Annotated in this window: 9 protein-coding genes and 1 pseudogene; all 10 read right to left on the bottom strand. The window is 45.1% G+C overall.

Going from position 1 to position 12,357, the window contains the following annotated elements:
* Positions 1-3,077: efflux RND transporter permease subunit (locus IQQ51_RS13615; protein ID WP_193841337.1), on the bottom strand; the 3,077-nt coding region annotated here is incomplete at its 3' end.
* Between the two features lie 10 nt (positions 3,078-3,087).
* The gene (locus IQQ51_RS13610) at positions 3,088-4,221 is read right to left on the bottom strand and encodes an efflux RND transporter periplasmic adaptor subunit (protein WP_193841336.1); all 1,134 of its coding nucleotides are present in this window, start codon (positions 4,219-4,221) and stop codon (positions 3,088-3,090) included.
* Between the two features lie 99 nt (positions 4,222-4,320).
* Positions 4,321-5,199, bottom strand: a complete 879-nt coding sequence (locus tag IQQ51_RS13605; protein ID WP_048611092.1) for a LysR family transcriptional regulator — start codon at positions 5,197-5,199, stop codon at positions 4,321-4,323.
* 216 nt (positions 5,200-5,415) lie between these two features.
* Positions 5,416-6,075 carry a sugar transferase gene (locus tag IQQ51_RS13600; RefSeq protein WP_048612042.1) on the bottom strand — a complete coding sequence of 220 codons (660 nt, stop codon included), beginning with the start codon at positions 6,073-6,075 and terminating at the stop codon, positions 5,416-5,418.
* 9 nt (positions 6,076-6,084) lie between these two features.
* A complete protein-coding gene (locus tag IQQ51_RS13595; RefSeq protein WP_193841335.1) occupies positions 6,085-7,272 on the bottom strand; it encodes a glycosyltransferase family 2 protein in 1,188 nt (395 codons plus the stop codon).
* Positions 7,269-8,369, bottom strand: a complete 1,101-nt coding sequence (locus tag IQQ51_RS13590) for a glycosyltransferase (RefSeq protein WP_193841334.1) — start codon at positions 8,367-8,369, stop codon at positions 7,269-7,271. The genes IQQ51_RS13595 and IQQ51_RS13590 overlap by 4 nt, the downstream gene beginning before the upstream one ends.
* Positions 8,370-8,761: 392 nt before the next feature.
* Positions 8,762-10,186, bottom strand: coding sequence for a GumC family protein (locus IQQ51_RS13585; protein ID WP_048611085.1), 1,425 nt, complete (start codon positions 10,184-10,186; stop codon positions 8,762-8,764).
* A complete protein-coding gene (locus IQQ51_RS13580; protein ID WP_122081545.1) occupies positions 10,183-11,301 on the bottom strand; it encodes a glycosyltransferase in 1,119 nt (372 codons plus the stop codon). The genes IQQ51_RS13585 and IQQ51_RS13580 overlap by 4 nt, the downstream gene beginning before the upstream one ends.
* Positions 11,294-12,079 carry an acyltransferase gene (locus IQQ51_RS13575; protein ID WP_193841333.1) on the bottom strand — a complete coding sequence of 262 codons (786 nt, stop codon included), beginning with the start codon at positions 12,077-12,079 and terminating at the stop codon, positions 11,294-11,296. Before IQQ51_RS13575 ends, IQQ51_RS13580 begins: the two co-directional genes overlap by 8 nt.
* A gap of 92 nt (positions 12,080-12,171) precedes the next feature.
* Positions 12,172-12,357, bottom strand: a pseudogene (locus IQQ51_RS27105) (hypothetical protein); the annotation flags it as partial.

Here is a 12,357-nt window from a genome sequence, read left to right as displayed (position 1 = left end):
GACTGAGGTGTTGCATCAAGCACGATCACTGCGTCTTTGATGGCTTCTTCTACCGTTTTCTTTTGTTCGGTTCGATAGAAAAGCTTGTACAGCGCAGGCATTACAAACAGAGACAACACGGTTGCTGCAGCCAAACCACCGATAATGGTTGCCGCCATCTGGTCAAATAGCAGGTCACTAAGCAGCGGGATCATGCCAAGTGCTGTGGTGAGCGCGCCCATTGAGATCGCCATTGTACGGTTCACGGTTGCTTCTTTGATTGCATCAGACAGTGAGCGACCGTTTTTACGTTCAAGCTCGATTTGGTCCATCAATACAATGCCGTTCTTGATGATCATACCAGTCAAGGTTACAGCGCCAATCAATGCCATGAATCCGAATGGTTTATCCAACAGCAATAAGCTGAATGTTGCACCCGTCGCCGCAAGCGGTAGGGTGGTAAAGATGATCACTGGCTGTTTGAAGCCGTTAAACATCGCCACTAAGATAATCACCATCAACAGCATTGCTTTAGGTAGCTGCTTAAGAATATCGCTGACGGCTTTGTGCTCGTCGTAATATTCGCCGCCCCATTCCAAGTGGTAACCATGGGGAAGGTGGATGGATTCAATTTGTTCTTTAACCGAGTTTCTTACCGCTGCAGGAGTGGCGTAACGACCAACGCCAGCTTGTGCGGTGATGGTTTTTACACGGTCGCGACGCCAAATCATGGTCTCTTCACTGGTCAGCTCAAAGCCATCAATGACTTGACCCAGTGGAACGCTGTGAATGCCTAACAGAGAGCGAACCGGTAGAGTTTCAAGCGATTGAATTGAGTTCTCTGTGCCACGCAGTTGAATCGTGACTAGCTCATCATTCAAGTTCATACGACCCAGTGGCATGCCTTCTGACGCGCGTTTCATCGCGAATGCAATGTCGGCACGGTTAATACCGGCTAGACGCATCTTGTCTTGGTTGATGACAGGTTCTAGAACCTTGCTCTTTTGTCGCCAGTCGTCACGAACGTATTTGGTGTCTGGATGTTGTGCAAAGATCGCTTTAGCTTGCTCTGATAAGTCGTGAAGCACCTCGACATCAGGGCCGGAGAAACGCGCTTCAACACTGAATTTATCAGCAGTCGCCAGTTTTAAGCTTCTAAAACGAGGGTCGGCGTTTGGAAACTCTTCCATTAACCATTTGTCACCACGCGCAATCAGCGGGCTGAGTGACGGGAAATCGATCGCGTTAATCAAGATCTGACCATAAGCAGGGTCAAACGGTTCTGGCTCAATGGTTACTGAGAAGCGAGGAGCACCAGCACCAACGTACGTTGAAATACTCTCGACTTCGGGCTGTTCTAACAACCACTGTTCGATGCGCTTCATGTCTTCTGAGGTTTGTTCAACCTTAGCGCCATTTGGTAGCCAGTAATCTAGGAATAGGATGGGCCTGTCGGCTTGTGGAATGAAGTTAACCGCGATGCTCGGGACAGCTAATGCCGTCACTAATATCAGCGGAATAAGCCCCGTCAGTGCTTTGAGTGGGTTATCTACCGTCCAGTTTACGCTCTTACGGTATAAGCTCACTTTGGTGTTGTCAGCTTGTTTGCTTGGCTTGATAAAGAACCAACACATCAAGGCCGTGAAGGTCATAGCTACAAGCCAAGATAATAACAGTGAAGAGGCGATGATAAGGAATACCGAGCTTGCGAACTCAGCCGCATCGGTTTTTGAAAAGATAACAGGGCTTGCACCCATGATAGCAATAACTGTCGCGCCAAAGAGTGGTGTTGCTGTCTCTTTAACAGAATCAATTGCGGCTTTGGTGCGGTCGACGCCTTTGTTGATTTTAACGATCATCATATCGGTGATGACAATGGCGTTATCCACCAACATGCCGAGCGCAAGAATGAACGTACCTAACGAAACTCGGTGTAAGTCAATTGACGCGATGTTCATGTAGATAAGCGTCAGCAAGATAGTCAGCAGTAAGCTTGAGCCAACAATGGTCGCGCTTTTTAGTCCCATGAATATCGATAGGACGATGAACACAATCGCGACACTTTCTAGCAAGTTTTGTACGAAGTTATCGATTGATTTCTGAACTTCTTCAGGCTGGTTTGCGACCGTCGAGATATCAACGCCCAACGGCAGAGTTGCTTGGAAGTCGCTGACGATCTGATTGATTTCATCGCCAAGCGATACCACGTTAACGCCTGGCACAGGGCTCATCGCTAGCGTGACCGCAGGTACGCCGTTGTAACGGTTCTCGGTCATCATTGGCTCTTGGTAGCCCATGGTGATGTCTGCGATATCGCCCAAACGGATTAAGCTGGTTCCGAATTCACTGACACCGCCTTTAATCATCAGGTTTTTGATGTCGTCTAATGAACCAAACTCGCTCGACTGTTGAACACGAATACGTTCAGTGCCTGCTGAAAATTTGCCCGCATCAAAGGTCATGTTCTGAGTATTAAGCTGTGACCAAACTTGTGTGATAGATAAACCGTATTGCGCCAATCTTTCATCTGGGATATCGATATGAACAACACGTGGCTGAACACCGTGTAACTCAATCTTCTTAATGCCATCGACGGTTTTAATTCTGCGTTGGAGTTCTTCTGCGTAACGTCTTAGCTCAGCAGGCGAAGCATCCTTACTGTGGATAGAGAAAAGCATGCCGTAGACTTCAGAAAACTCATCCTGCACGACACTGATCTGCGCCGTCGAAGGCAGTAACAGCTTCATGTCAGACACTTTACGACGCAACAAGTCCCACTCTTGTGGTAGTGCTTTTGAATTAAGAGACTCTTTAAGGTCAACAAACACCATCGACATGCCCGGACGAGACAGTGAACGCAGTCGGTTCAATGACCCCATCTCTTGCAGTTTAGTTTCAACGGTATCCGTGACTTGTTGCTCCACTTCTTCTGCAGAAGCGCCGGGGTAGAGTGTCACTACAACGGCCGTTTTGATGGTGAAACTTGGATCTTCGAGCTTGCCAAGATCAAAGTAAGAAAACAGGCCCGCGATAACACTCAATGCAGTGAAAAACAGGATAAAGGTGCGTTGTTTGATTGCAAAATCAGCTAGATTCATCATGATTTACCTACAGGCTCTTAACTTGAATATCAGAGAAGTGTTGGCCTTCCATGACGTATTGAGCACCACTTACCACAACGAAGTCGCCATCGCTAAGCGTAGATTCAACACACACGGTATTTTGAGACATCGAAACCACGTCCACAGTCACGCCGTGCGCTTGTTCGTTTTTAACGGTGAATACTTGCTCGATACCCGATTGGTTGACGATCGCGGAATACGGTAAGCAGAAATTATAGGTTGGTTCGCCAAGTTGAGTCGTCAGTGTGACGGCTTTGCCCGGTAACACAGATTTATCGGCTGACTCTACATGGTAAGTCACCGCGTAGGTCTGCTTAATAGGGTGAGGGGATGTGGCAATTTCAGAGGCGTGCCCAATCAGTTTTTCCTCTGAGCCATACCAATTGATACCAGCGGTTTGATTCGGTTGGAATTCATGAATCAAGTTTTCTGGGACTTGGATTTTAACTTCAAGCTGATCAGGGTTGTGGATCGTGAAAACTGAAATGCCCGGAAGGACTTGTTCAAACTGATCGAAGTTAGATGCCGCGACCACGCCGTCAAATGGCGCGAGCAGTTGGGTGTAACGAATCGAATCTTTTGCGCGGCGTATGTTTTGCTCAACCACTTTAACCGCGGCTTCACTTCTTTCATAACCACTGATTGCGCGGTCCAGATTAACATCAGCAATCGCGTTGTCAGCAATGGCTTGTTTCACTCGAGCAAGTTCAGTTTTAGCTAGCTTGTGTGCGGATTTTGCTTCAAGAGAACGGGCTTGTAACTCTTCCAACGCCACTTGGTAATCGTGCGGGTCGAGTTGTGCCAATGGTTGGCCTTTCTTAACTGAATCGCCAACAGAGACCATCATATTTTGAATTGTGCCGGGTACACGAAATGCGACGCCAGCCGTTTCTGATGACTGCAATTTGCCAGTGAACGATTTTTCAACTTGATGAGAGAGGGGCTCAAGTTGGATAACTTGAATCGGGCGCGTTTGTTTTTGAGCTGTCGTCGCCTCAGAGTCATTACAGCCAAACAGAGCAGTTAGGCTTAGTGCAATGACTGTGTATTTGAAGATAGGTGTTTGTTGAAAGATAGACGAACGCTGCAAAACAGATGAATGTTGAGATATAGGCTTCATGGATTACTCCTGTCAATTTATGGAGCAATTCTATCTTTCAGTTTTGTTTAGATAATCTAGTCTATTCGCGAAACACTGTCATGATATTCGTTACAATAACTAAAGATTTGGAAGTTCTTGTAATAGAAAATCAATCAAAAGTTGAGCAGAATGACTCAGCGCTTTGCGTTGCGGGTAGAGTAGCCATGCTTCTTCTTGTTGAAGGTTCTGGTCAGGGAACAGGTTAATCAAGGTTCCGTCTTTGAGTTGTTGTCGTACCAAGAGTTCCGGCAGTAATGCGATGCCTCTGTGACGTGTCGCACCACCGATCACGAAGCCGATACTGTCACTCACCACCGAAGGCTCGACCTTGATGATGTGGTCTTTGATGTCCCATTGCTTGTCGATGTCACCACTTGGCCATCGAAAACACACAAAGGGGTAGTTGGTGAGCTCCCTTAAGCTTGAAGGCGTGCCTTCTTTCTCTAGAAATTCAGGGCTGGCGACAAAAACACGCTGTAAAATCATAACCTTGCGCGCCACTACATTAGCATCACTTAACGTACCACCGTGCATTGCCAGATCTAACCCTTGTCGGTACATATCGACAAAACCATTGCTGATCGTTCGAATATCAAGCTCGATCTTTGGGTACATATCTTGGAATTTAAACAGCGTCGATTGCATGATGTCGCTGGTTTCTGGCAACAGGCCAATCTTAACTTGCCCGTGTGCAACTTCTGATAGGTTAGAGGCAATATGGTTCGCTTTGTCGAGCGCACTTAACGCATTGAGGAGCTCTTTATAATAAAGCTCACCAGATTTGGTTAAAGAAAGGCTTCGTGTGGTTCTAAAGAACAGTTGAATGCCGAGAGACTTCTCAAGGTCGTTAATTCTGCGGCTAACGTTAGCGCGGGGAAGGTCAAGTGCATTGGCAGCGGCAGTAAAACTACCCAGTTCGACAACGGTGGTAAACAGCTTTAGATCTTCGATTTTCATAACAACGGCATTTAATCGTTTTTAGAACAGTATGTTGGCATCGTATACCAATTGGATTTTAAAATCGAAGCGTTCTTTAATTTGGCTTGTTTGAGGCAACAAAAAGCCAGCCGATAAATGATTATCAAAGCTGGCTTTGTGTCCACATCGGACAAGACTGCTCTATTTTTCGCTTTGGACTAAGCAGCTTGTTCTTTCACCTTAGACCATACTGGTTTAGCGACCTCGACCATCTACCATCACGATGATGGTTTTAGAAATGATGCTCAGATCAGCGGCAATCCAAGACTTAACAGAACATAGGCTTAGTGCGTAACTGTGGTCAAAACCTACTTTACGACGTACATCATCAATACAGGTGTCGTAACCTTGATTCACTTGTGCAAGCCCTGTAATACCAGGCATTACACCGTATGTACGGTCAGCAAAATAAGGGATTTCGTTCTCTAGTTTGGTGTAAAAAGTAGGGCGTTCAGGGCGTGGGCCAATTAGAGACATTTCACCTTTCAATACATTGAACAGTTGTGGCAGTTCATCAAGACGTGTCTTTCTCAAAAAGCGGCCAACGGGCGTGATTCGTGGGTCATTCGCGGTAGCCCAAACTGCACCAGAGCGAGTTTCTGCATCTTCGTACATGCTTCGGAACTTCATGATCTCAAAGATTTCCATTTTCTCCGGTGTCGATTTACCAACACGCAGTTGACGGTAGAAAATAGGGCCACGAGAAGTGAGTGCAATCGCCATCGCAATCAACGGAAATACGGGCGCTAGCAAAATCAAAGCAATCAGTGAGCTTACGAAATCGAAAGTACGTTTAGCACGTGAGATTTTGTATTGGTATAGGTTTTGGGTAGATAGCTGTTCAATGTTCATCATAATAAGTCCTTAATGATTCGCTCGTGTCCAAGGTGAGTTTTCTAGTCCGATTAGGTAACGAATGCCACCAATGAAGTTGGCGTAGTGTCCAACTATCAAATAAGAGATTAACGAAATAGGTTTGTTTACTAGACGCTTCGGCAAGATGCAGCCAAGGACGCCAATGGTATAAACGGCAACTTGAGTCCATAACAGCGCTTCAAATACCAAGTAGTTACTAAGTAAGATTGAGCATACTAAGCACACAATCATTAAATAGGGAGTGAGTAGGCGAAGTCCTTTTCCTGAAAAGAACGCAAACGCGATGCCTTTGAACTTCGGGCTAAACAAACCAAATAATCGAATCGCTTGTTGCATGTTGCCCGCTGAAATACGAAGTCTTCTTTTGAAGTCCGTTTCTAGGTTCGATTCCTCTAGCTCTAATGCCACCATTTGGGTTTCGTATTCTGCGATGTAACCTTGTTTAACGATTTGCATCGGTAAGATGAAATCATCATTAATAGTGTTGAGTGGAAGCAGTTCAAACAGGTGTGTTCTAAACAAGTAGAAAGCGCCATGAGAACCCAAGCTAGAACCTAATGAAGCCTCTGACTCTTTAACCGCGGTTTGGTACTGCCAGTAAGTGTTTTCGCCTTCGTTGCCTGTTGGACAAAGTTGATACGTTGCGTTTACCACTCCAACCTTGTCACTTTCAAAATGAGCGGCAGCTATAAGCAAAGCATCCAATGAAATAAGAGCAGAAACATCACTCATCGCTGTAATATCACTGGTTATACGTGTCACTTCTTCATTAACAACCGCGACTTTACCTCGGTTTAATTTATGGTCATGTATCTCAAAATAAACATCACTGCACATTGCTTCTTGGATGGTCATTTGAGCAATTGCGACCGTGTTATCGGTACAACCATCGCAAGCGATAATGACTTCCAACTTCTTTTTTGGGTAATCGAGTGAAGCAAGGTTACGAATCTTGTCTGCGATCCACTGTTCTTCGTTAAATGCAGGAACAAGAACGGTGATGGTCGGTAACGTACAATCTTGCTGCTCCTCTTTGTAACAACGATGACTCTCTTCAACTTGACGTGCTGGGTGGCTTTTCGCGTACCAGCGCAGCAACAAAGGGTAGGCTGCGTGATGATAGACAATCAACGCACCTGAAAATAAACAAAGTCCCGCAAGCAACCAATCGATCATGCGTAGGCTCCTTCTGAGATATCGTTGTAAGACGAGACCATTTTGATGATATCGAAGTTCTCAAGAACGTAGTGTCGAGGTGATAAAAAGCGTTCATTTTGATTCTCTAACAAGGCATTGGCTAATCCCGTGATACTGCCTTTTTTAACGAGTGTTCCGCTTATAGGGCACAAGGTTTCGTCGACAGCGCCAACGTCCATTGCGACGGTTGGGATATTGCATGCTTGAGCTTCGAGTGTAGAAAGCGGCAGACCTTCGTGGCGTGAAGGTAGGCAGAAGGTATCCAACGCTCCGTAAAACGTGGTCATGTCTTCAACTAGGCCAAGAAAGATCACTCGGTCACTCAGATTCAAGCGGCTAGTAAGTTGCTCAAGTTGATTTCGCTTCGTACCGCCGCCAGCCAATACGACAACCATGTTTTCAGGTAAAAGAGTCAGTGCTTTAATAAGTTGGTCTTGGCCTTTAACATGCTCTAATCGACCTGCACAACCTATGATGTGTTTGTCTGTCGGCAGGTTTAGACTCGCTCTCGCGTGTTCTTTCGACATTGGCTCAAACTTCTCGCAATCCACGCCGTTTTTGATGGTAATGATGTTCTCATAAGAAAAAGCGGTGCGTAGTTGGTTATAAACACGTGTTGCGTCGGCAACTAATGTTGGTTGAGCGGCCTTTAAAGCAAGCGCTTGTAATCGACGACGTTTGTTGTTGTTCAGATGCCAAGCGTCATGTTCGGTATGGATTCGAGTTGGAACCCCTGTTACGCGAGCGGCATAACCAGCGTATAACAGTGGGCCTATATGATGGGTATGAACCACATCAGGGCGAATCGCGTTGAAAGCTTTAATTAGCTTAATAATGACATTGAATTGTACGCCTGGTGCTTTATCCAAAAAGACGATTTGTTCTTTGTATGGCTCTAGCTTCGGCCAGTTGTTTATAGACTCTTGTTTTGTACCCTCTAAACTGACAATCAACACTTGGTCTGTTGGTTTAGCAAGGCGCAGCAAATCCAGAGTTAAGGTTTCTAATCCACCCGGTGCAAGGTGCTGAACAACGTGTATGATCTTTTTGCCATGCTTCGTTAAATGCGTATTCATAATTTGGACCCTGCCTTTATAATTCTTGTTTCGCCTTTCTGACGTTTCTATTGAAATAATTTCTTTAAAACGTTTAACTACACAAGGAGATTGCAGGAGTTGTGCCAATTAAATAACCTATATTTTTCAGTTACTTACATCATTTAGTTCCAGGGCGGTTTTCATTTCTCAAAATGGGAATCAAAACAAAATACGATTGAATGGCAGTTTGAATCATAGGGCTTGGGTAAATCGAAAGTGGGATTAGAACTTGGGGCTTTAAACAAACACAACGCCAAGCGAGTGTTGGCGTTTTGCTCTAGGATGCACGAAACTAGAAAGTTAGAAAGTTAGAAAGTTAGAAAGTTAGAAAGCTAGAAAGCTAGCAAGTCAAATTATGGCTTTGAGGCTGACTAGCTCATTTTAGGGATCACCGTTATCACAGGGACACCCAAGATATCTTCGATTTCGTCTTTACGTTTGATTGAAGAATCAAACAGTTCAAACAATACCGCTAAACCAATACCCAAACCGATACCTGCAACGAATCCAGCCAGAATAAAGACAAAAGTCGGCATGTTAGATTTGATACTCGGTGTGAAAGGCAAATCAATAATCTTCACACGTTTGTTTTGCTCAAATACACCAAGAGAACCCGTTAGCTGAGCCATTTCATAACGCTCTGTCAGTTCATCATATAGTTGACGTTTGATTTCAACTTGACGTTTAAGGCGGTACATCTCTTTTGCATTTTCGCCGAAGTTATTGGCCTTATGTTCTAATTCGAAAATCATAGTACGAAGGCTTTTGGTCTCTTCAGTTAAAGACTCAAAGCGAGCACGAACCAGCTGTAGGCTATGTAATTGAGTGACCAGAAGAGGTTGGGTATCAGAAAGTTTGTTCAGTGTCGTGCTACTTGCGATGTCCCAAAGCTGGTCGCTGTTCATCGTTGGCTGGGTTACCTCGAGTAAACTCTTACGTTCATTCTCTAGTCTGTCTAGCTCACGCACTTTAGCTTGCACAGCACTGTGTTTATCTGTGTATTTTGCTTGTAACAAGGTTAGATCGCTTCGAATGTCGATGATCTGGTCTTCTAATTTACCTATCACAGGGTTGGTTCGTGAAAGTTGTTGGTCGATTGACCCTAAACTTTTTTCGACACCCGATAACTCAGCCTCTTTTTCTGCCAGTGTTTGTTTGAGTGACGCTAAGCGATTCAAACTTTGACTTTGTACCTCAGGTGTCGACTGGACGTTTTCGTTCATGTACAAGGCTAAAGCTTCTTCCGCTTCTTCAAGTTCCACACTCCGTTTGTCGATATGAATTTTTAAGAAGTTACTTGAGTCTTCAATCGATGAACGTTCCGGCGCGAGCAACTGTTCAATGAAATGTTCACTTACCGAGCGCAGCGTCGCTTCCATTCCATTTGGTGTGTTCGACGTTAGACTTATCTTTAGAAAATCTTTTCCAAGCTGAGTCACCGATAAACGCTGAGACAGGTCTGTAATGATCTCTTGTTTCTTAATTTCAGGCATATCTGGCGTGGTTAGTTGCAGTTCATCAGCGACCGAGTAAAGCACATGTCGACTGTGAAGCAGTGTTCTCAATGCATTAAGTCGGTCTTTGAGCATGGTCGAAACGGCGATGTCTTCCAAGAACGGATTCATCTTGGCCGTTTCTTGAATCAACATACTGGTATGCGCGTCATATTTAGTTGGAGCCAACTTGCTCACACCAAAGCCTACAAAGGGCAAAATAAGCATTGGTAGTACGATAACGTAGCGTTGGCGCCACATCGCATTGATGATAACTAATAACCGCAATTTCAGATTATTCATAATAGCTCCAACATCCAATGTACGAAGTTACCACGGTTCTGCCAGCTTTCTTGTTCGACGACAGATATAGGTGAATTGCTCAGTTGACGTGCATGATCAAGCGCCCAAATCATTTGGTTCGCACTACCAACAGTCGTTACGTGCTCTTGATATGGAACCAAAGCAGGGAACGGTGTTGTGATAATGGGTGTGCCAGCCGCAAGGTATTCCATTAGTTTGAGTGGGCTACAAGCTCGGATCTGCTCGTTATCAACAAACGGCAGCAAGCTCACATCCCAGTGTTGAGAATAGCTTGGCAGCGTGTGATGTGGACGTGGGCCAAGGTAATGTACATTACTCGACTTAGGCAGCATGAGCGTATCAAGCTCGTTTGGGCCAATGAAAACAAAGTCCCATTCCGGCATCGCATTCGCAACTTGACCAATCATTTCATAATCCAGCCATTTAGAAAGGCTGCCATAAAAACCAGCAATAGGGCGGTGGTTGCTTGGTAAATCATTCGCTCTGGGTGCGGGTGTTGAAAATAGGTCTACGTCGACACCATGTGGTAGCAAGTGCGCTTTATGCTTTGGAAATTTATCCATCAATTTTTTGCTAGCCGCGAATATAAGCGTCGATTTATCGATTAGTTCCGATTCGTGCTGTGCAACGGTTTCATGATCAACACCAGCCAGCGCGCTAAAATCATCACCGCAGTAATAAACCACAGATGACTCGCCTAAGTGTCCGCACAAATCAACAGCGGTCGGAAGAGAAGTCCATAGGATAGGCGCGTTAAGATTAAGCTCCGCAATAACTGGTTTTAGTTGGTGCAACATCATTTGCTGAGCCAACTTTCTAGAAAATTTAGAAGCAGGCGCAGGGATTGTCTTTAAGTTAACGATAGTAATGTTGTCGTGTCCCTCAGAGTCGAGCATGTTTTGAGTAACGGCCTTGGTTTTACCAAACAACTTGTTGAACGCTCGGCTTACATCTTTGGCGGACAGCTTCGGTTGTCTTAGGCCAATAGAGTTGACCCATAAGACTTTGTGTTGCTTAGCAAGGTGACGAACTAAATGTTGAGTCGATGAAGGTAGGCCACCAAAGTCTTCACCAAATACGATTAAATCACGCATGGTCACCTCCATGAGTCTCTAACGAATCGAACATATCGGATTCTGTCACTTCAATGGGTTTAATGTGACCGACAACTCGAGCTGGGTTGCCGCCTGCGATTGAAAAGGCCGGGATATTCTTTGTTACGACGCTGCCTGCGGCTATTACGGCACCTTCGCCGATGGTTACGCCACCTTTAACCGTCACATTAGTGCCCAGCCAAACATCGGGTTCAAGAATGATGTCGCCGATTTGCTGAGGGTCGTCACCTTCACCTAGCGCTCGGCGTTTTGCATCAAGCGGGTGTCCAGAGTATCCAAATAGGAACGCGCCTCCAGCGATTCGTACGTTGTCAGAGATAACGACTTTACCGCCAACAGCGATAGTCGACTGCCAACCAATGTCGACGTTGTTGCCAATCGACAATAGTGGGTGTTCCAAGCCTTCAAGTGGCTGAGTACAACCAGAGAATGTCGTGTGGCCAGAGATACGGCAGTTATCGCCAATCGAAATTTGTACCGGACCGCTGACGAAAGGTAGACCACCATACAAATACAGGTGCTTGCCACATTGAGCCACACGACCTTTGAAAGCCGGAGTCCAGTAGAAAAATCGCGTAAAGCCAGAAACCAAATTCACCACTAGCTTGTGCGCTTGATATAGACAACGATTAAGTATTTGAGGGGTAGGTAGCTCTGCGCTTCTGATGTTTTTCAAAATGAAAAACACATTTCTAATTCGCGAATTAGGATGAAACTTAAGCCAATGTTTGAATTGATGTATAGATACTGACGTCATAATGAAAATCCTCTGTTTTGTTATATAGAAGTACTTTCATATACTGTGCCATTTAATAAATATAATATTTTCAATGAGTTAAAATGTAGCGTTTAGGTTTTCTCATTTTGACAGGCAGTTTGAGATACGTTTGAGACGCAAACTGTGAGTGCTGCGAGGATATAAATCGGCCAGTTAAAGCCTTGAGTCAAAAATGTACCCGACACGATAGTTCCAATCAGACCTGCATAGATCGCATAGGCGACCGCGTTAAGTTCAGGTGCGATTTCTTTGGGCGA

The sequence above is a fragment of the Vibrio sp. OPT18 genome, assembly GCF_015163615.1.
GTDB classification, from domain to species: domain Bacteria; phylum Pseudomonadota; class Gammaproteobacteria; order Enterobacterales; family Vibrionaceae; genus Vibrio; species Vibrio coralliirubri.
This window is presented reverse-complemented; position numbering and strand designations above follow the sequence as displayed.

Coding starts and splice junctions, on each gene's coding strand:
- IQQ51_RS13600 (WP_048612042.1), bottom strand. CDS start 6,075: ATGATGAACATTGAACAGCTATCTACCCAAAACCTATACCAATACAAA.
- IQQ51_RS13585 (WP_048611085.1), bottom strand. CDS start 10,186: ATGAATAATCTGAAATTGCGGTTATTAGTTATCATCAATGCGATGTGG.
- IQQ51_RS13610 (WP_193841336.1), bottom strand. CDS start 4,221: ATGAAGCCTATATCTCAACATTCATCTGTTTTGCAGCGTTCGTCTATC.
- IQQ51_RS13595 (WP_193841335.1), bottom strand. CDS start 7,272: ATGATCGATTGGTTGCTTGCGGGACTTTGTTTATTTTCAGGTGCGTTG.
- IQQ51_RS13590 (WP_193841334.1), bottom strand. CDS start 8,369: ATGAATACGCATTTAACGAAGCATGGCAAAAAGATCATACACGTTGTT.
- IQQ51_RS13580 (WP_122081545.1), bottom strand. CDS start 11,301: ATGCGTGATTTAATCGTATTTGGTGAAGACTTTGGTGGCCTACCTTCA.
- IQQ51_RS13605 (WP_048611092.1), bottom strand. CDS start 5,199: ATGAAAATCGAAGATCTAAAGCTGTTTACCACCGTTGTCGAACTGGGT.
- IQQ51_RS13575 (WP_193841333.1), bottom strand. CDS start 12,079: ATGACGTCAGTATCTATACATCAATTCAAACATTGGCTTAAGTTTCAT.